Annotated in this window: 20 protein-coding genes; 4 read left to right on the plus strand and 16 right to left on the minus strand. The window is 71.0% G+C overall.

The genetic code is table 11. The features are described 5' to 3' along the window. Window positions 1–52: 52 nt before the first annotated feature. The 3 genes from ACIRR9_RS08735 to ACIRR9_RS08745 all read right to left on the minus strand — a co-directional run bounded on the left by ACIRR9_RS08735 (window position 53) and on the right by ACIRR9_RS08745 (window position 4007). The gene (locus ACIRR9_RS08735) at window positions 53–1081 is read right to left on the minus strand and encodes a PDR/VanB family oxidoreductase (protein ID WP_403749108.1); all 1029 of its coding nucleotides are present in this window, start codon (window positions 1079–1081) and stop codon (window positions 53–55) included. Then, window positions 1081–1977 (minus strand): metal-dependent hydrolase, encoded by an 897-nt coding sequence (locus tag ACIRR9_RS08740; protein WP_403749110.1) that lies wholly within the window; start codon window positions 1975–1977, stop codon window positions 1081–1083. The genes ACIRR9_RS08735 and ACIRR9_RS08740 overlap by 1 nt, the downstream gene beginning before the upstream one ends. A gap of 101 nt (window positions 1978–2078) precedes the next feature. After that, a complete protein-coding gene (locus ACIRR9_RS08745) occupies window positions 2079–4007 on the minus strand; it encodes a hypothetical protein (RefSeq protein ID WP_403749113.1) in 1929 nt (642 codons plus the stop codon). Window positions 4008–4160: 153 nt separating this feature from the next. Here ACIRR9_RS08745 and ACIRR9_RS08750 point away from each other — a divergent pair, with 153 nt between their 5' ends. Further along, entirely contained in the window at window positions 4161–4568 is a 408-nt protein-coding gene (locus ACIRR9_RS08750) for a hypothetical protein (protein WP_403749115.1), read from the plus strand. A 120-nt stretch (window positions 4569–4688) separates the two neighbouring features. On the opposite strand, the gene ACIRR9_RS08755 is transcribed toward ACIRR9_RS08750, so the two are convergent. The 10 genes from ACIRR9_RS08755 to ACIRR9_RS08800 form a co-directional block, all read right to left on the minus strand. Beyond that, window positions 4689–6245 (minus strand): DUF1996 domain-containing protein, encoded by a 1557-nt coding sequence (locus tag ACIRR9_RS08755; RefSeq protein WP_403749117.1) that lies wholly within the window; start codon window positions 6243–6245, stop codon window positions 4689–4691. Between the two features lie 174 nt (window positions 6246–6419). Next, window positions 6420–7070, minus strand: a complete 651-nt coding sequence (locus ACIRR9_RS08760; RefSeq protein ID WP_316776500.1) for a response regulator transcription factor — start codon at window positions 7068–7070, stop codon at window positions 6420–6422. Beyond that, window positions 7055–8326: a sensor histidine kinase gene (locus ACIRR9_RS08765; RefSeq protein ID WP_403749120.1), complete on the minus strand. Its 1272-nt coding sequence runs from the start codon at window positions 8324–8326 to the stop codon at window positions 7055–7057. The genes ACIRR9_RS08760 and ACIRR9_RS08765 overlap by 16 nt, the downstream gene beginning before the upstream one ends. A gap of 203 nt (window positions 8327–8529) precedes the next feature. Next, on the minus strand, window positions 8530–9540 hold the full coding sequence (locus ACIRR9_RS08770; protein WP_403749122.1) for an NAD-dependent epimerase/dehydratase family protein: 1011 nt from the start codon (window positions 9538–9540) through the stop codon (window positions 8530–8532). A gap of 65 nt (window positions 9541–9605) precedes the next feature. Continuing rightward, window positions 9606–10202, minus strand: coding sequence for a winged helix-turn-helix domain-containing protein (locus tag ACIRR9_RS08775; RefSeq protein ID WP_403749125.1), 597 nt, complete (start codon window positions 10200–10202; stop codon window positions 9606–9608). Between the two features lie 121 nt (window positions 10203–10323). Next, on the minus strand, window positions 10324–10446 hold the full coding sequence (locus tag ACIRR9_RS08780) for a hypothetical protein (protein WP_365343278.1): 123 nt from the start codon (window positions 10444–10446) through the stop codon (window positions 10324–10326). Window positions 10447–10534: 88 nt separating this feature from the next. Beyond that, the gene (locus ACIRR9_RS08785; protein ID WP_403749694.1) at window positions 10535–11488 is read right to left on the minus strand and encodes a DUF6891 domain-containing protein; all 954 of its coding nucleotides are present in this window, start codon (window positions 11486–11488) and stop codon (window positions 10535–10537) included. Between the two features lie 116 nt (window positions 11489–11604). Then, window positions 11605–12636, minus strand: coding sequence for a glutamine synthetase (gene glnII, locus ACIRR9_RS08790; RefSeq protein ID WP_365343276.1), 1032 nt, complete (start codon window positions 12634–12636; stop codon window positions 11605–11607). 287 nt (window positions 12637–12923) lie between these two features. Next, window positions 12924–13622 (minus strand): hypothetical protein, encoded by a 699-nt coding sequence (locus ACIRR9_RS08795; RefSeq protein ID WP_403749129.1) that lies wholly within the window; start codon window positions 13620–13622, stop codon window positions 12924–12926. Window positions 13623–13743: 121 nt separating this feature from the next. Beyond that, window positions 13744–14112 (minus strand): arsenate reductase family protein, encoded by a 369-nt coding sequence (locus ACIRR9_RS08800; RefSeq protein WP_365343272.1) that lies wholly within the window; start codon window positions 14110–14112, stop codon window positions 13744–13746. Window positions 14113–14344: 232 nt separating this feature from the next. On the opposite strand from ACIRR9_RS08800, the gene ACIRR9_RS08805 reads away from it, so the two are divergent. The 3 genes from ACIRR9_RS08805 (at window position 14345) to ACIRR9_RS08815 (ending at window position 16926) form a co-directional block, all read left to right on the plus strand. Continuing rightward, window positions 14345–14665 (plus strand): hypothetical protein, encoded by a 321-nt coding sequence (locus ACIRR9_RS08805; RefSeq protein ID WP_365343270.1) that lies wholly within the window; start codon window positions 14345–14347, stop codon window positions 14663–14665. 278 nt (window positions 14666–14943) lie between these two features. Then, a complete protein-coding gene (locus ACIRR9_RS08810) occupies window positions 14944–16284 on the plus strand; it encodes a DUF2252 domain-containing protein (protein ID WP_403749133.1) in 1341 nt (446 codons plus the stop codon). A 357-nt stretch (window positions 16285–16641) separates the two neighbouring features. Continuing rightward, entirely contained in the window at window positions 16642–16926 is a 285-nt protein-coding gene (locus ACIRR9_RS08815; protein ID WP_365343266.1) for a hypothetical protein, read from the plus strand. A gap of 59 nt (window positions 16927–16985) precedes the next feature. Here ACIRR9_RS08815 and ACIRR9_RS08820 read toward each other — a convergent pair whose 3' ends face one another. From ACIRR9_RS08820 to ACIRR9_RS08830, 3 genes are all read right to left on the minus strand, one after another. Beyond that, on the minus strand, window positions 16986–17570 hold the full coding sequence (locus ACIRR9_RS08820; RefSeq protein ID WP_316776848.1) for a hypothetical protein: 585 nt from the start codon (window positions 17568–17570) through the stop codon (window positions 16986–16988). A 2-nt stretch (window positions 17571–17572) separates the two neighbouring features. Beyond that, window positions 17573–18493: a zinc metalloprotease HtpX gene (htpX, locus tag ACIRR9_RS08825; RefSeq protein ID WP_123977763.1), complete on the minus strand. Its 921-nt coding sequence runs from the start codon at window positions 18491–18493 to the stop codon at window positions 17573–17575. Between the two features lie 177 nt (window positions 18494–18670). Further along, a complete protein-coding gene (locus ACIRR9_RS08830; protein ID WP_403749137.1) occupies window positions 18671–18928 on the minus strand; it encodes a hypothetical protein in 258 nt (85 codons plus the stop codon). Window positions 18929–18981 lie beyond the last annotated feature (53 nt).

Below are 18981 nucleotides of genomic sequence, written 5' to 3' on the forward strand. Positions count from 1 at the left end.
ACACCTTACCGATCGGATCCGGCCTCCAACGGACCCGACCCACCATGGGTGTTCACAGATCCAGCACAAGTCTCCCACTTCGCGCCCGCGACACACAGATCAGCATCGAGTCGGCACGCTCCGTGTCCGTGAGCAGCTCGTCCCGGTGCTCCACCTCCCCTTCCAGCACTCTCTGTTGACAGGTTCCGCAGAAGCCCTGCGCGCAGGAGTAGGGCGTGTCGGGCAGCTCCGCCCGTACGGCGGCCAGCACCGAGGAGCCGGCCGGGACCGTCAACACCCGTCCACTGCGCCGGAGTTCGAGTTCGAAGGCGTGGTTGCCGTCGGTGTCGGTGCGCGGTGCGAAGCGCTCCAGGCGTACGGCGGGAAAGCGCTCCTCGACCGCCGCCATCAGCCCCTCCGGACCGCAGCAGTAGACCACCGCGTCCTCGGGGACCGTCAGCGCGTCCAGGTCCGGGCGTCCGTTCTCGTCCTCCGCGACCACCGTGACCCGCTCGTCCCCGGCGAGTTCCCCGAGGAACGGCATCGAGGCCCGCGACCGCCCGCAGTACAGCAGCCGCCACGGCACGCTCTCCGGCAGCGACCGCACCATCGACAGCACCGGGGTGATGCCGATCCCCCCGGCGACGAAGACGTAGGACCCGGCGTCGACGAGCGGGAAGCGGTTGCGCGGCCCGCGCACCTCCAGCTCCATCCCCTCCGCCACCTGCTCGTGGACCTCCCGCGAACCGCCCCGGCCGTCCGCGACCAGCCGTGTGGCGATCGTGTACGACGAGGTGTCCGCCGGGTCCCCGCACAGCGAGTACTGCCGGACGAGTCCCGAGGGCAGCACGACGTCGAGATGCGCCCCCGGCTCCCAGCGCGGCAGCTCCCGCCCCTCCAGGCGCAGTTGTACGACTCCGTCGGCGACCGTCCGGTGCGAGGCAACCAGCAGCCGCAGCGCCCGGGAGCGCGGCTGCCCGGAGGTCGGCGGGTCCAGGGCCGGCATCGGCCACAGCGGGGAGGCCTCGATACGGCGGCGCATGGCCCGCCTGACGAGCAGCGCGGCGCCCGCGACGGCGACGACGGTCCGCAGCCTCGGCATCACTTGCCCTCCTGCTCGGCCGCGCGTGCGGCGGGGGAGGACGCCAGATAGGCGACCGCCTGTTCGGTGGAGCCCTCCTGGGAGGGGTGGTAGGTACGGCTGAGGTAGCGCGGGATGGACCTCAGCATGTCGCCGGTGGCCGGGAGCGTGCCGCGCCTGCCCGCGAGATGGAAGTCCCTGAGCCGGGCCCGGCCTTCGGTCAGCGTGGGGTCGTTCGCCATGAAGAAGCGGGCGCCGCGCTGCCACAGGAACACGATCGCCGTGAACGCCGTCGCCCAGGTCCGCGCCCGGCGCCGGTAGCCGCCGTCGAGGTGCATGAAGAGGTCGAAGGCGACCGATCGGTGCTCCACCTCCTCGGCGCCGTGCCAGCGCAGCAGGTCCAGCATCGTCGGGTCGGCGCCGCGCCGGTCCAGTTCGCCGGCGTTGAGCACCCAGTCGCCGAGGAAGGCGGTGTAGTGCTCGATCGCCGCGATCAGCGCGACCCGTTCGAGCAGCCACCAGCGGCGGGCCCGTCCCGGCGGCAGGGTCCGGTCGCCGAGCAGCTTCTCGAAGAACCAGTCGACCTGCGCGGTGTACGGCGTCGGGTCCAGCCCCTGCTCCCTGAGGTGGGGCAGCACCTCGTCATGGGCCTGGGAGTGCATCGCCTCCTGCCCGATGAACCCGATGACGTCCGCGCGCAGCCGCTCGTCGCGGATGAGGGGCAGCACCTGCTTGTAGACATGCACGAACCACCGCTCACCGGCGGGCAGCAGCATGTGCAGCACATTGATGGTGTGCGTGGCGAAGGGGTCGCCCGGCACCCAGTGCAGGGGAGTGTCCTTCCAGGTGAAGGACACATTGCGGGCCGTGAGCGCGATGTGCTCGGACTCCACCGCTTGCGGCTGCTTGTTGGACATGGCGTCAATGTACTGACGGGTAGATGGCCTGAGAAGACCTGCGACCGAGCTTATTTACGCAGATGTCAGCAAGGTGGCCTCGCGTCGGCCGTACGTCGGCCTCACCGCAGCCCGCTGATCCCGGTCCCGTCCTTCAGCGTGCCCGTCAGGTCGGCCTGTGCCCCCTGCTTCGCCCTGGCCACCAGCAGCGTCCCCGGTGCCGAGGCCGTGATCCCGCCGGTCGCCCGGATCGACGCCGTGTCGCGACCGCCCGCCGCCAGCAGGTACCAACGTCCGGCCCCGGACTTCCACAACACCCCGGCCAGCACATGCGGATCACGCGGACCGCAGGCCGTCACATCGGCCCCCTTCGCCGTGACCGCCCCGTACTGGCTGCCCGGCGTCCGGAACTGGGCGAGCGACAGCGTGCCGTCGCCCCGCCAGGTCTCCGCGCGCGTGCACACCCACGACCCGGTGCCGCTCGCGTCGGGCAGCGGCTGCTCGGCGAACGCCCACACGTTGACGCTGCGCACCCCGGCGGAGCGCTCCGCGGCCAGCGAGCAGGCGAACGGCGCCCAGTCGCGCAGCGCCTTCGCCCCCGAGGCCTCGCCGATGTAGCCGGGCCGCCCGGCGGTGAGATGGGCCGGCACCAGTTCGCCCAGGTCGGTCGCCAGCTGCACGCCCTTCGCGTCGGTCAGCTGGAGCACGTTCCAGGACGTGCAGGTGCCCTGCTGCACCGCGGGGCCGGCCAGCGGCCCGGTCACCCCGTCGGTCAGCCCGAGGTCCATCGCCCCCGCGGTCGGCTTCATCAGATCCCGCTCGGCCGCCCCGGTCACCCAGGGAGCGGTCAGATAACGGACGTTGCCGTCGGTACGGCCCAGGACCAGCGCGCCCGCCTCGGCACCAGACGCGCCGTCGACCCGGGCGAAGTCCAGGGCCGCCCCCTCGGTGCCGGTCTTCGGCTCGGCGTAGCGGGCGATGCGCAGACCGTCGTAGAAGACCACCACCCGGGCGCTGTCGACCACGCCCGCGAACAGCAGCTGGGGCGGTCCGGCCGGGCCGCCGGTCTGGGTGCCGGGGGTCGCCGAGACCCGGACGGTGGCACCGGGGCGGGCCCAGACGGCGAGGGCCCGGCGCAGCAGCCCGGTGTCTTTGGTGAGCGTGCCGCGCGCCGGCCAGACGGAGAAGTCGGTGCGCGCGGCGGTCTGCCACGCGGTGGCCGGGGCCTTCGTCACCTGGGCCGGGTCCAAGGCGGCCTGGGCGGCCGCGTTCTGTGCGTACGGCGGGGCGGCCGCGCCGTCGGCGCCCCAGCCGCCGCCCGGCAGCACGACCAGCGCCCCGCACACCGCGAGCGCGGCGGCGGCGGCGAGCGCGGCCCTGGTGTGCTGGCGGCGCCGCATCAGATCGGTGGGCCGGGCCTGCAGCGAACAGGGGTCGAACTCGGGGGAGTCGAGCAGCGGGTACTCGGCCGGGACGCCGTTCGCCTCGGCGAGCGCGCTCTCCGGGTGCCCGATCCCGGCCGCCCGCAGGATCTTGCGGACGTCGCCGTCGGGGAGCTGCTCCAGACCGCGCAGCGCGTACGCGGCGCGCGCCGGGCCGGAGAGGCCGGCGAGCCGCTGGTCCAGGGCGAGTTCGTCGGCGCCGCCGGAGCGCGGGAAGAGCCGGATGCCCCACACCTGGGGGAGCAGCGGCGGCAGCTGGGCACGCTTGGGCCACGCGGTGAACTTCAGTGGTACGCCCGCCTCCAGCGCCGTACGCACCACCTGGAGGCGGACGAACGCGTACCCGGGGTCGGTGTCCCGCCCGGTGGACTGGGCCGGGATGACCGGGGCCTGCTTACGGCCCCGGGGCAGCGCCCGCTGGACCAGCGCGTGTGCGGTCAGGACCCGGCGGCCCCGGGCGAGCCCCGGCGGCAGCACCAGATAGGCGAGCCGGACCAGCCGCGGGTAGTGCTCGACGAGCGCGGCCTCGGCCTGCTCGACGTCGACGGCCGGACCCAGGGCTCCGGCGGAGGAGGCTGCGTGACGCTGGGCTACATGCTGTGACTGCACGCCCTGGAGAACGAGCGACCCGTTGGTTGGTCACCGCCACACAGGTGACACTGCCGTACGCGCACGATTTGAGCGCTTCGCGCCCCACAGCCGTATCGAAGGGGACGGGCCCCCGAAGGCACCCCGGGGCCAGCAATGCGACCGGAGGATCAGATGAGGTTGACCCGACCGATGCTCGCCGTGGCCGGCGCCGTGGCCGTACTGGCGCTGGCGGGCTGTGGAACCGGAGCCAGCAAGGCGGAAGCCAAGGTGCCGGTCACCGCGACCGGGAGTCTGGAGAGCCTGGCCGCCAAGGTGAAGTGCACCCCGGACATGCAGATCGACTCCGACGAGGTCCGCCAGGCCATCTGCAAGACCTCCGCCGGCAAGTTCGTCTTCGCCACCTTCGCCACCGACCGCGGCCAGCGCGAATGGATCAACGACGCCAAGGACTACGGCGGTTTCTACCTCGTCGGCCGCAAGTGGGTCGCCGTCGGCACCGAGAAGGTGGTCAAGACGCTGCAGACCACGCTGGGCGGCGGCGAGGAGATCGGCACCGACCACTCGGCGCACAGCAGCTGACGCCCCAAGGACTTCAGCGACTTCAGCACATAAAAGTCCAGCACATAAGAGTCCAGCACATACGAGAGCGGGCGGTGGGAATCTCCCACCGCCCGCTCTCGTGCTATCGGTCAGTCAGTGCTACGCGCACTTCTTGCCGGTGTTGATGCAGTTGGCGATGGTGGTCGCCAGGTTGTTCTTGAAGACCGCGATGAAGTCGTCGTGGTCGGTCGCCGACTTGTGGAGCTGCTCCGGGAAGCCGTCCACCGCGTAGGCGTTCTTCACCTGGCCGTTGACGATGGTCGGCGGGGTGACCTTGTAGACCAGGCGCATCGTCAGCTGCGGGATGGCCACGAAGCCGTTGCCGCAGACACCGCTCGCGGGGTCCGCGAAGGCCACGTGCGTACGGTGGTTGGCGCTGTCGATGTTCTTGCCGTCCCAGCAGCTCTGGAAGGCGAAGGTACGCACCACGTTGCTGCCCTGCGGGCAGATCGGGTACTGCGTGGTCAGCTGGACCTTGTTCTCGAAGCCGGTGCAGCTCCAGTGCGCGTTGGCGTTGCCCAGACCGTTGGTCGTGGTCTTGGCGTCACCGGTGATGATGCGCAGGAACTGGGGCATCGCCGTGACCTTGCTGGCCGGGCTGCCGACGTACTTGATCTGCGCCTGGAGCGGCGTCAGGATCTTGCCGACGTTGCCTTCCTTGCCACCGCCGAGCGCGTTCTGGTCGAAGTCCTGCGTGCCGTTCTGGATACGCACGACCGGCCAGTAGTACGCCGACAGGTCGCCCTGGTTCTGGCAGCTGGTCTGGTCCGCGATCAGCGTGTCGTTGGTCGCGAACGCGTTGACCTTCTGATTGCCGACGTAGTCGTGCAGGTGGTGCGCGCCGTTGGTCACGCCGGGCGCCACGATGACGTTGTCGGTGTTGTGGTTCTTGTTCGCGTTGACACCACAGCGGGTGGTGAAGGAACCGGTCGAGGCCTGGGCGCCGTTCTGCGGCTTGCCCTGGACGTTCGCGGCGACCTTCGTGATGTCCACGAAGTCCGCGGCGACCGGACCGTTGCCCGCCTGTCCGCCGATGTTCGCCGGAGCGCTGGCGCTGGCACTCGGGGCGGCCGAGGCCTGCCCGTTGTTCCCGTTGTTGTTCTGACCGCCGTTGTTGTTCTGACCGCCGTTGTTGTTCTGGCCACCGTTGTTCTGGCCACCACCCTGGCCGGCGTTGGTCTGGTTCACGCTCTGCGTGGTGCAGGCGGCGAGCTGCGCCAGCGAGTTGTCGAACGTTCCGCCGACCCGGGTGATGTCGAGACGGATCCGGTTGATCGTGGCCGCCCGCTTCTCCTTCAGGGGGCCGACGATCGCGTTCTGCACGAAGTTCGCGTCGTTCGCCTGGGCCTGACGGGTGGAGGCGAGCCGGGCGTAGGCCTCGGTGATCTGCTTGTCGAGGTTCGCCAGTTCCGTCGCCACCCCCTGCTTGGCATTGGCCGGAACGTTCGTCAGCTTCTGGCCGACATCCGGGCAGGCGATGGTCGCCACCGTGGCGGCGGCGGCCTTCGTGTAGTTCTGGGCGGCGTCGTTCGACTCGTGGGCCGAAGCGTTCATCTGTGCCCAGAGCAGCCCGCCCCCGCCGAGCGCTATGGCCGCCGATGCGGCTACGACCTTGACGGCCAGCGGCGAACGGCGTTTGCGTATGTTGCGTCCCATGGAACTCCTCAGACCTTCCTTGCGGGGCGGCATCGAGGCGCCCGACAGGAGTGAAGCGGCGCCTTCTCATACGCACCTGGTCTCAGAGGTGTTCAGGCGTCTCACAAAATAATCAGAGACTTGTTACGCACTTGGGCCACAACTGCCGTTTGAGCTGCAGAAGTTCCGGGAAAATCAGCGATCGCGGTCCAGGTAGGCCAGTACCGCGAGCACACGCCGATTGTCATCGTCCGACACCTCAAGTCCGAGTTTGGTGAAGATGTTGGAGGTGTGCTTGGCGATGGCCCGTTCCGTCACCACCAGCTGAGCGGCGATCGCCGCGTTCGAACGGCCCTGCGCCATCAGCTCCATGACCTCCAGCTCGCGCGCCGTCAAGCCACCGAGCGGCCGGTCGTCCGCCCGCCGGGACAGCAGCTGCTGGATCACCTGCGGGTCCATCGCCGTACCGCCCGCCGCGACCCGCCGTACGGCGTCCACGAACTGCTCCGCGTCGAACACCCGGTCCTTCAGCAGATACCCGACCCCGCCTGTGCCGTCGGCCAGCAACTCCCGCGCGTAGAGCTGCTCCACATGCTGGGAGAGCACCAGCACGGGCAGTCCGGGCCGCTTCCGCCGCGCCTCCAGCGCGCACTGCAGCCCCTCGTCGGTGTGGGTGGGCGGCAGCCGCACGTCGACCACCGCCACGTCCGGCTCCGCCTCGGCCAGGGCTCGCGTGAGTTCGGGGCCGGACTCGACGGCGGCCGCGATCTCGAAGCCGTAGGCCTCCAGCAGCCGGACCAGTCCGTCGCGGAGCAGGAACAGGTCTTCGGCTAGGACAACGCGCACGGGATCTCCATGGTGACCATGGTGGGACCGCCCGCGGGACTGCTGACGGCCAGGACGCCGTCGAATGTACCGAGCCGCCGCTCCACCCCGGCGAGCCCGGAGCCCGCGCCGATCGTGGCGCCGCCCCGGCCGTGGTCGGTGACCGAGATCCGCAGCATCCCGTCGGTGTGGTGCACATCCACCCAGATCCGGTCGGCGCCGGAGTGCTTGACCGCGTTGGTGAGCACCTCGCTCACCGCGAAGTACGCGGCCGACTCCACCGGCGCGTCCGCCCGCCCCGGCAGGTCCACGGTCACCTCCGTGGCCACCGGCAGCCGCAGCGCCAGCGCCCGTACGGCGTCCCCCAGCCCGCGCTCCGCGAGAACCGGCGGATGGATGCCCCGGACCAGGTCGCGCAGCTCGCCCAGCGCCTCCACGGACGCCTGCCGGGTCTGCGCGAGGAGCTTCTTCGCGTGCTCCGGGTCCTTGTCCAGGAGCATCTCGATGGTCCCCAGATCCATGCCCATGGCGACCAGCCGGGCCTGCGCCCCGTCGTGCAGGTCCCGCTCGATCCGGCGCAGCTCGGCCGCCGAGGTGTCCACCGCGTCCTTCCGGGTCTCGGTCAACACCCTTACCCGCTCTACGAGCTCACCCTCACCCGGGTCGAGGACGGCACGGGTGAGCCGGAAGTGGGCGGTGAGCAGGGCGGGGGTCCAGCGGAAGGCGGCCACGAGGATCACGGCGCCGAGCGCCGCGGCGGCGAACGCGGTGCCCTGCCCGCTGACCGGCACGAATCCGTACCAGTAGGTGCCGCCCTCCCCGAGCACCCGCCACAGCCCGGCGGCCACCGCGAACCCCTCGAACGGATAGAGCAGCAGCACCGCCGGCAGCAGCGCGGTCACGAACCCGGCCGTCATGTCCACGAACAGCCACAGCACGTCCCGCCCGACCTGCGGGTCCCGCAGCATCCCGAAGGTCCTGGCCCACGGGTTGGCGTCCGCCGGCAGCGGCCGGTACGCCGACCGGATCCGCACCCCGCACCACTCGTACGCGAGCCGCCGCCGCACATCCGCCACGTCCCGCACGCCGCCCAGGATCCAGGGGGTCGTGACGATGCCGACACCGATCGGGATCAGTGCGACGGAGACCGCGGTCAGGGCGAAGCAGAGCACCGAGACCGGCAGGATCACCAGCGCCAGCACCAGCCCCCGCACGGCGGCGAGCAGTATCTCCCGGGCCCGGCCCCGAAAGCCGCCACGGTTCGTGTTCGTCGTCATGGCGCCAGTCTGTCCGACCCCACGGACGCCGGTCACTGGCCCGAAGCCCCATGTGAGGGGGTGGTGCCAGATACACCCCGGGGACTTGAAGCGCTCCGAAGGAAAGCGCCCCGAAGGAAAGCGCCCCGAAGGGGCGCGGGGCTGTGTCGGATATGCGGCTCCGCCGCGTGGGCGCGCCCAGCCCCCACCGGCCCGCAGACCGATCACGGCGTACCGCGTGAAACGCCGAGCACCCGCGCTTCGACAACAGGGTCGAGCCCGACGGCCGGCCGGTCCTCCCGCATCGGCGCCACACCTCCGGTGTCCCGCAGCCACCGCCACGTGTCGGCCACGGTCTCCTCGGCCGGGCGGCACACCAGCCCCGTCGCCAGGGCCCGGGAGACGTCGACGCGGTGCACGCCGGTGTACGACTCGCTGTCCGGCGGCACCCACACCGGCAGCTGGACCCATGGTTCGATCCCGGCGGCGAGGATCGGCCCGGGGGCGGTCCAGCGGAGTTCGGCGTCCGAGCCGGTGACCCGGAGGCAGGCTTCCAGCAGCCCGCCCATCGTGGTGTGGCCGGGCGGGCCGATCAGGTTGTACGGCCCGGACAGCTCCCGCTCGACCGCGCCGAGGGTCCACTCGGCGAGGTCGCGGGCGTCCACGAACTGGACGGGCAGCTCACGCGGGCCCGGGGCCAGCACCGGGCCGCCCTTCGCGATACGGCTCAGCCACCAGGGGAGCCGGCCGACGTTCTCGTACGGGCCGAGGATCAGCCCGGCCCGTACCAGGATCGAACCGTCCACCCCGAAGGACTCGACGGCGGCCAGCTCACCGCCCCGCTTGTCCTGCGCGTACTCGGTCCGGTCCGCGTCGGCCGAGGCCCCCGCCACCAGGGGCGCGTCCTCGGTGCAGCCGACCGGGCGGGGCCAGTCGTACACCGACAGGCTGGACACGTACGCGTACCGTCCGGCGCGGCCCCGCAGCAGCCGCGCCGTCTCCCGTACCGCCCGGGGCGCGGCCGACCAGGTGTCGACGACCGCGTCCCACCCGGTGCCGTCGCCGAGGGCGGCGAGGCCCTCGGCAGAGGAGCGGTCGCCGTGCAGCGACCGCACCCCCGGCGGGGGCTCGTGGCGTCCCCGGTTGAAGACGGTCACCTCCCAGCCGCGTCCGAGCGCCGCCTCCACGACGGCCCGCCCCACGAACTCCGTTCCACCCAGCACGAGAAGTCTCATGCCGGTGATCGTGCCCGGGAGCGGCGGCGGACGTAACGGTTCTCTGCCGAGGGCAGAGCGGCTCGTCAGCGGCCGGTCGGCGGGGTGTACTTGTATCCGACCCGGCGCACCGTCTGGATCGCGCCGCGGTGCTCCGCGCCGAGCTTGCGGCGCAGCCGGGCCACATGGACGTCCACGGTCCGGCCGTCGCCGACATGGCCGTAGCCCCAGACCGTGGTGACCAGCTGGTCGCGGGTGTGCACCCGGTTGGGATGTGCGACCAGGTGGGCGAGGAGCTCGAACTCCAGGTAGGTGAGGTCGAGTTCCTCTCCGTCGACCTGGGCGGTGCGCTGCCCGGTGTCGACGGTGACGAGCGGTCGGGCGCCGTCGGCCGGTTCCGCCGTGGCCTGAGGCCCGGCGGCCGTCTCCGGCCGGTCCGGCACCGCGACCGGCAGGAACGGCGGCTGCTGGTCCGCCGGGACCAGCACCAGGTAGCCGATCATCGGCGGCTGGCCCGGCAGGGTGGGCAGGGTGTGCTGCGGGGCGGGCAGCCAGGTGGCGCCCGGCGGCAGGAAGTCCGCCATGTCCACGACCTCGTCCCGGTCGACGGCACGCAACCGGTGCCGGGCGGGGGAGGAGGCGGCGAGGGCGGTAGCGGGGGAGAGAGAACGAGTGGTCGCCATGAGACGTCAGCTCTTTCGCGCGAGGAGTTCGTCGGTCGAGGACGACGGCCGCGATTCGTGGTCGGGCGCGCCGGGGAGACGTACTGCGTTTCGCGCTGGCCGAAGGCCGGGGTGTACGGCTTTAGAGGGCCCGCGCGTTCATCGCGCGGCAACACACCCGGTCGAAGTCGTGGTGCTGACGGGAAGGCCAGAAGGGCTCCAGGTCATGGCGACCCGTCGCGGTGTACTTCTGGAAGCTGGCCATGCCCATATTGAAGCAGACACAGCCCGGAAACAGGACCCTCCTCTCACTGCTTGGACGCGTCCTTGGTGGGAAGTTGACGTTGCGCACCTCACCCCACCAGGCGTTTGTGCCAGGTCAGGGGCGTAAGCTCGATCGCCTTGTCCGGATTGCCGTCCCACACTGCGGACAGCCCGGCGGTCCTGAGCGCGGCGACGACCTTCCGGCCGACCGAGGTGGTGGTCGCGGCGGAGTCGTCGAAACCGCCGTAGTAGAGGGTGAGTCCACGGCCCTCGGCCGCGGCGCGGGTGCCCTGGTGGTGGAAGAAGACGAAGCCCCGGGTGGCCTCCGCGTCCGCCGCCTCGGCGCCTATCTCGGTCATGCCGCAGGAGCGGCAGCAGGTGAAGTCCTGGCGGGCGACGACGCCTTCGCGCTCCAGTGCCGCGAACGCCCGGGTCAGCCGGTCCGGGTCGGTGAGCCCGGTCCACGCCCGCTGCTCCTCCAGCCGCTCCACCCAGAGCCGTTCGACGATCTCGCGTGCCTGGGCCGAGGAGACCGTCGGTGCGCCCTCCCCGTCACCGTCTGCCCCGTCACCGTCCTCCATCAGGTACACGGTCTCCTGCACAAGCCGTTCGATCCCGAGGAACCCGTCCCGGAGCAGCGCGCGCACGTGTTCCTCCGCGCGGGCCGCCACCTCGGTCGTGAGGGCCGGTATCTCCTCGCGCGGTGGTGTCTCGACCGGCGCCCAGTCCACGCCCGCGTCCCAGCCGTCGTCCTCGTGCGCCCAGTCGACGACCAGGTCCGCCGCCCGCTCCGGGTCCGTGAGGCTCGTACCGAAGAACTCGTCCGCGCCGCGCCGGTGTTCGAGGCGGTAGTCCCCGCCCTCCTCGTGCCACAGCTGCGCGAACACCTTCGGCAGGTCCGGGATGCGCTGCGCGACCAGGAAGCGGTTCCCGGCCCCGCCCAGCCCGCGCACGGCCGCCCGCAGCTCGTCCGGCGAACTCCACACGTACGTCCGCCCGTTCTCCGTCCGGGCGTTGACGGCGAGCACCTCGTCGATCTCCATGCCGCCCACCATGACACGCACCACTGACAACGCGGTCACGGGCATACGGAAGAGGGCATACGAAAGGGGCGCCCGCCGCGAACGGCGGACGCCCCCTTTGAGGAGCTGTCTGCGGATCAGACCTGGCCGGCCTTCTCCAGGGCGGAGCAGCAGGTGTCGACGATCAGCCGCGTCACCAGGTACGGGTCGACGTTGGCGTTCGGACGGCGGTCCTCGATGTAGCCCTTGCCGTCCTTCTCGACCTGCCACGGGATGCGGACCGAGGCACCGCGGTTGGAGACGCCGTAGGAGTACTCGTTCCACGGGGCGGTCTCGTGCAGACCGGTCAGGCGGTCGTCGATGCCGGCGCCGTAGTTCTTGACGTGGTCGAGAGGCTTGGAGCCCTCACCGAGCGACTCGCACGCGGTGATGATCGCGTCGTAGCCCTCGCGCATCGCCTTGGTGGAGAAGTTGGTGTGCGCGCCGGCGCCGTTCCAGTCGCCCTTGACCGGCTTGGGGTCGAGGGTCGCGGAGATGCCGAAGTCCTCGGCGGTGCGGTAGAGCAGCCAGCGGGCCACCCACAGGTGGTCGGAGACCTCCAGCGGGGAGACCGGGCCGACCTGGAACTCCCACTGGCCCGGCATGACCTCGGCGTTGATGCCGGAGATCGCGAGCCCTGCCTTCAGGCAGTTGTCCAGGTGGGCCTCGACGATCTCGCGGCCGAAGATCTCGTCCGCGCCGACACCGCAGTAGTAGCCGCCCTGGGGGGCCGGGAAGCCGCCCTCGGGGAAGCCCAGCGGGCGGGCGCCGTCGAAGAAGGTGTACTCCTGCTCGATACCGAAGATCGGCTCCTGCGCGGCGAACTTCGCCGAGACCTCGACCAGCGCGGCGCGCGTGTTGGAGGAGTGCGGAGTCATGTCGATCTCCAGGACCTCGCACAGGACGAGGATGTCGTCGCCGCCGCGGATCGGGTCCGGGCAGGTGAAGACCGGCTTCAGCACACGGTCCGAGGAGTGCCCCTCGGCCTGGTTCGTGGACGACCCGTCGAAGCCCCAGATCGGCAGCGCGTCGAGACCGGCGGGGGCGCCCGCGATGATCTTCGTCTTCGAACGCAGCTTGGCCGTCGGCTCGGTGCCGTCGATCCAGATGTACTCAGCCTTGAAGGTCACGGGCCACATCCTTCGGGGGTGGGTCGGGCGCACTTGCGGGTGCAGCGGCGCTACGGCACTGGGGCGCCGCCTTTTCTGCCCGGCAGCCTGTCAACAGGCGATTTCCCGATCATTGCTCGAATGTGAACCCCGTGTTACCTGGTGGTTCTGTGGCGCGACTCACGTCGTGAGACTCGGAAAGGCGGGGTACGGGGCCCATTTCGGGCACCGTACGGAGCTGTCCGTGTGGCGGCCGCCGGCTTTCCCTCCGTAAAAGCCGGCGGCCGTGCCTCAGCTCGTTTCGGGGGTCAGCCGATCTTCTCGATCACCGCGCGGCGGATCAGGAACTTGCCCGGCTCCCGGACCTGTTCGAAGGCCGCGTTGTTGAGCAGCACGCAGCTGCCGGAGACCGAGGTGACCTTCACCGTCGTGGACTTGTTGTTGTCCAGGTTGGTGACCTTCAGCGTGGTTCCGGCCGGGAACTGGTTGCTGGAGGCGGCCGGGGCGCCGGCCTCGCCGGACAGCGTGACGGTCGAGCCCTTGCAGACCTGTGTACCGGAACCGGTCGCGGCGGCACCGCCACCGGTGTTGCCGGTGGCCGCGCTCTGCGAGGGAGTCGCGGTCTTGCCGCCGGCCTGGGTACCGCCCGCCTGCGCACCGCTCGCCGCCTGGGAGCCCTGAGCCGACTCCCCAACGACGCAGCCGGCCGCCTTCTGCTGGACCTGGATCTGCTGGATGACCGCCTGGCGGTTGGCGATCCGGGCCGCCGACTGGGCGTCCGGGTTCGCCTGCTGGCCGGCGATGAACTTCTGGTTGTTGCCGAGGGCCGTGGCCAGCCCCTGGCAGACGGTCGAGTCCGCGGCCGACGACAGCGTCTTGGCGTTCTGCGGGGTCTGCGCGGCGTTCGAGGTGGACGCCAGGGCGAAGGCCCCGCCGCCCGCCACCGCGGCGGCGCTGACGAGCAGCGCGAGCTTCTTCTTGGCGCTGAAGTTTCTCCTACGCGACATGCGCGCCTCCTGTGAGGTGTGGGGGTGCGTACGCCGCTACGTACGGGATGTCGAACGCCGTTACTCAGCAGTTACAGGAGTCAACTGAAGTAACCTACGTCACACCGGAGTTGAAGAGTGTTCAGCTCTTGCTCCTGGCCAGCGCTTCTTCCACCGCCTCGTTGCTCCGGGCGACGATCGCCGTTCCGTCGTCGGCGGTGATGATCGGCCGCTGGATGAGCCTGGGGTGCTCGGCGAGCGCCGTGATCCAGCGGTCGCGCGCCGTCTCGTCCCGCGCCCACTCCTTCAGGCCCAGCTCCTTGGCGGCCGCCTCCTGGGTGCGGGTGATGTCCCAGGGTTCGAGCCCGAGCCGATCGAGTACGGCCCTGATCTCGTCCTCGCCCGGCACGTCCTCCAGGTAGCGGCGGACGGTGTAGTCGGCCCCTTCGGCGTCGAGCAGGCTGATCGCGCTGCGGCACTTCGAGCAGGCGGGATTGATCCAGATCTCCATGCGGGGAACAGTATGCGAGCCGCTGTCCGGGGCCTGGTCTGTTCGATTTTCGGGGAGTGTCATGGAAGTCTCTCCGGTCCATTGCGTCACAGCTGAAATACCCTTTCTCACCTGGGAAGTTCGATGCCGTTTCGAGCTGTCTCGATGTCAGTGGCGGCCGGTACACTGGAAGCAGTGTTCGAGAGGGTCGCCGGGGTTTCCGGGGGCGCTCTGACCGCGACAGGAGGATGTCTTGCCCGCTGCCGCACTGAAGCCGAAGTCGAAGCCGTTGCCGACCCAGTCCACCGCCAAGCGTGCCGTCCTGCTCGACTCGCCCTACGCGCCGGCGGAGAAGCGCCCGCTGCCGGCCGGGCGGCCCCGCGAGTGGTACGTCATGCACAACCGCCGCCTCAAGGCCATGCGCCTCGCCATCGCCCTGCTCGACTCCGGCGTCTACCTGCCGAACCAGGCACGCAACGAGACGATACGGAGCGCGGCGGAGAGCGTCGGGATCCACCCGCCGTCGGACACGACGTGTCACATGGTGCGGGCGCTGATGCGATATTCGCGATGAGCCGTGGTGCCGGGTGCCGTGTGTTTTGCGGTGCCCGGTGCTTTTTGTCTGGGGGCTGCCGCCCCCAGGCCCCGCGTCGGTGGCCTTGAGTGTCGGCTGCGGGCCGGTGGGGGCCGGTCGCGCAGTTCCTCCCCCAGCCTTCGGCCGGGGGTACCCCCAGCGCCCCTGACGGGGCGTCGTCACTCGTTTGGTGGGCTCGGCATGCGCACGCCCCCCGACCTCCCGTTCACTGCGAACAGCAGGTCAAGGAGGGAGCAGCCGAGCGAGGGGAGTGACGTATGACCACGCCCGCCGAGCGTGCCACCCGTGGCAAGGCCGCCCGCAAGCGTGCCCCCCGCTCCGCGCACGCCCTCTGGCTGCCGCCCGTGGACCGGCCCGACCCCGTCGCCGTGCTGGAGCGGCAGGGGCGTGACCGGGTGCCGGAGCTGCTGCCCATCCGGTACGGGCGGATGGCCGCCTCGCCCTTCGCGTTCCTGCGCGGCGCCGCCGCCGTGATGGCCGCCGACCTCGCCGCCCGGCCGCACACCGGGCTCACCGTGCAGCTGTGCGGCGACGCCCATCTGCAGAACTTCGGGCTGTACGCCTCCCCGGAGCGGATCCTGGTCTTCGACCTGAACGACTTCGACGAGACGTTCCCCGGCCCCTTCGAGTGGGACGTCAAACGGCTCGCCGCCTCCGTCGCCGTCGCCGCCCGGGAGAACGGGCACAGCGACGTGGAGGCCCGGGCCGCGGCCCGCGCGGCCGTGGCCGGGTACCGGACCGGCATGCGGCGGCTGGCGAGGCTCGGGGAACTCGCCGTCTGGTACGAGCGGGTCGACGCCGGCAGTCTGCTGTCCCTGGTCGGCTCCGCGCGCCGCCGGCACCGGATCGAGGACACCCTCACCCGGGCCCGGCGCCGCACCAGCCTGCACGCGCTCGGCAAGCTCACCGAGGTGGCCGGCGGCCGGCGCCGTATCGTCCTGGACCCGCCGCTCCTCGAAGCCGCCGGTGCCCCCGACATGGCCTCGCTGCGCAAGATCTTCAGCGACTACCGCTCCACCCTCGCCGAGGAACGCCGGCTCCTGCTCGACCGCTACCGCTTCGTCGACGCCGCCCGGAAGGTCGTCGGCGTCGGCAGCGTCGGCACCCGCTGCTTCATCGTGCTGCTCACCGGCCGGGACGACGACGACCCGCTGTTCCTGCAGATCAAGGAGGCCCGGACGGCCGTACTGGAGCAGTACCTGCCCAGCGGGCCGTACGCCCACCCGGGCCACCGGGTCGTCGCCGGGCAGCGGCTGCTGCAGGCCACCGGGGACATCTTCCTCGGCTGGATGACCGGCCCCCAGGGCCGCGCCTACTACTGGCGCCAACTGCGGGACATGAAGGGCTCCCTGGAGGCCGCCGCCATGGACGCCAAGGGCCTGAGCGTCTACGCCGAGCTGTGCGGTGCGACCCTCGCCCACGGCCATGCCCGCTCCGGTGACCGCATCGCCATCGCCGCCTACCTGGGCGGCACCGACTCCTTCGACCACGCGGTCACCGACTTCGCGCTCGCCTATGCCGACCAGACCGCCACCGACCACGCCGCCCTCCACGCGGCCGTCACGGCGGGCGTCCTGACGGCCCTGCCGGGGGTCTGAGCCGGCCGCGCGGTTCCAGCAGGAGGGCGGCGAACTCCCGCCGGTCATCCCGGTGGTCGCGGAACCACAGCCCCAACCGATGCTCCGCGTGCGGCAGTTCGAGCCAGGTGAAGCGGGAACGGGTGCCGAGGGCGTCCCGGACGGGCACCCGGGCCTCCCGAAAACGAGATGCACACCGAGTGACCGTCTCCCTACGCTGGACACGCGTTGCGGAGTCGTCCACCACTGCTTTCCGCAGAGGCGGCCGCGCCCCGGTGACTCGGGGCTACTCTGCTACGCACCGACGGACGGCCGCCCGTCCCCCGCGTGCCGTCGGATCCGTCGACCGCTCACACACCCACGCCACGGAGGCCCGTCATGGGCACCATCGTCCTATCCGGAACAGTCGTCCTCGTCATCCTCGGATTCGGCAACCACAACTGGTGGCTCGCCGCCGTCGCCCTGCTCTTCCTGTACGTCCAGTACGGACGGGGCTCGTCGTCGGCCTCCTCGTCGGGCGGTTCGTCCGGCGGCGGAGGGGGCATGGCCGGCGACTACAAGACCTACCGCGAACGCCGTGACCAGCAGGCCAAGTGGGAGCGCCGCTACCGTCGCGAGCGCCCCCTGGAGTCCCGGCGGCAGCAGAACGAGAAGGGGAAGTAGAAGGGGAGAGCAGGCAGGTGCTGCCGGCCGGTCAGCGGCCGCCGGTCACAGGCCGCCGGTCACAGGCCGGGGGCACCCCAGACCGGGAACCAGCGGCTGAGGTCCTGCTCGATCCTCAGGTCGTTCGCGAGTGCCGCCTTCACCTGCAGCTCCAGTGCGCTGTCCCGCCGCTGCCCCGACCCGGGCAGCGGTGCGAAGGGGTAGAAGGTGCCCCGCTTGTAGAGATAGACGAGCGCGAGCCTGCGCCCGCGCTCGTCCTCGAACGCGGCCAGGGAGCAGAGCAGCTGCGGGCCGAAGCCGTTGACCTCCATCGAGCTGTTCACCGCGTGCAGATCGTTGACCAGCTGCGGAAGCTGGTCGGGGGTGCGCCGGGAGACCAGCCAGGAGTATCCGTACTCGTCCTGGTGCAGCTCCACCGGCGGTCCGCTGCGGTCCGCGTCCGCGTCCAGGAGCGCCTGGACCTCCCGGTGGGTCTGCTCGAAGGCCGAGCCCTCCACCGTGGCGAAGCACACCGCGCCCCCGCCGGTCGGGGTGAACCCGGCAGCGGCCTCCAGGGTCAGCGCCGCGGACGGCAGGGCGAACAGCTGGTCGAGGTCGGGTGCGACGGGCTTGGTACGGCCGAGCAGGATGTCCAGGAACCCCATGCTCACCCGGCCTTCCCGGGCGTCGCCGCCTCGCCCAGCTCCGCCGAGATCCGGCCCAGCTGCTCAAGGCGCTGCTCCAGGGGCGGGTGGGTGGAGAAGAAGCGCTCCAGGCCGGGCTCCTTGCCGGCCGCCGGGGTGAAGTAGAAGGCGTTGAAGGCCTGGGCGGTGCGCAGGTCCTTGGTGGGGATCCGGGCGATGTCGCCGGAGACCTTGGTCAGCGCCGACGCCAGCGCGGAAGGCCGGCCGGTCAGCTGGGCGGCCGCCCGGTCGGCGGCCAGCTCCCGGTACCGGCTCAGCGCCCTGATCAGCAGGAAGCTGATCGCGTACACGGCCGCGGAGACCCCGATGACGGCGGCGAACACGGCGGCCGTGTTCTGGTCCCGCCTGCCTCCGCCGAAGAGCTGCGAGTAGAAGGCGAACCGCACGATCAGCCCGGCGATCACGCCCAGGAACGACGCGATCGTGATCACGGCGACATCCTTGTGGGCCACGTGCGACAGCTCGTGCGCGAGCACACCCTCCAGCTCGGCGGGCTCCAGCCGCCTCAGCAGCCCGGTGGTCACGCACACCACCGCATGGTCGGGATTCCGCCCGGTCGCGAATGCGTTCGGCATGTCCATGTCCGACACGGCCACCACGGGCTTCGGCATGTCGGCGATGGCACACAGCCGGTCCACCACCGCATGCAGCTCGGGATACTCCTCCCGCTCCACGACCCGCCCGCGCATGGCGAACATCGCGATCCGGTCGGAGAACCAGAACTGCGCCACGAACATCGCGCCGACCAGCACCACGACCAGCAGCCACGACTTCAGCAGCACGATCAACGCGGCAACGAATCCGACGTACAACAACCCGAGCAGGAACAGCGTGATCGTCATCCGCACGGTCAGCCGTCGGTCGCTCCGGAAGCGGCTCTGCATCTTGCCTCACCCCGCAGTCAGGCACTCGTCCCGCTGTCCAGTGTGCACCTGCCGAGGGCAATGAGGAGGTTCCGAACGTGCCTAGTAGCGGCAAAAGGTCCCTGTGAAGGGAGCGACGCCGTCGTGGTTGCTCGCGCAGTTCCCCGCGCCCCTCACGGGGCGCTTGTGCCGGGGCCCCTAGTAGGGCGAGCGCGTCTGTATGTACCCGAGCAGAACGATCACAGCCGCCACGCAGCCCAGTACCAGAGCCGTCGACACCCACGACGATCGTCGTGGTGCCGCCGGTCCCGGATCCGGACGGAACGGCACCGGGCCCGGGGGGTTCTCCCGCCACCGGGCAGCCAGCATCCGTGCCCGCGCGGACGGCTCCCTGTGCTCGGCCTGGTCGGCCCAGCGCAGATCGAACTCCCGCTCCTCGTCGTCCTGTTCCGACATCCCGTGCCCCCGTTTCGAACGCCAGTACCCAGGCACGATACGACGGCGCCCCC

This window comes from Streptomyces sp. NPDC101234 (assembly GCF_044767525.1).
Lineage (GTDB): Bacteria > Actinomycetota > Actinomycetes > Streptomycetales > Streptomycetaceae > Streptomyces > Streptomyces sasae.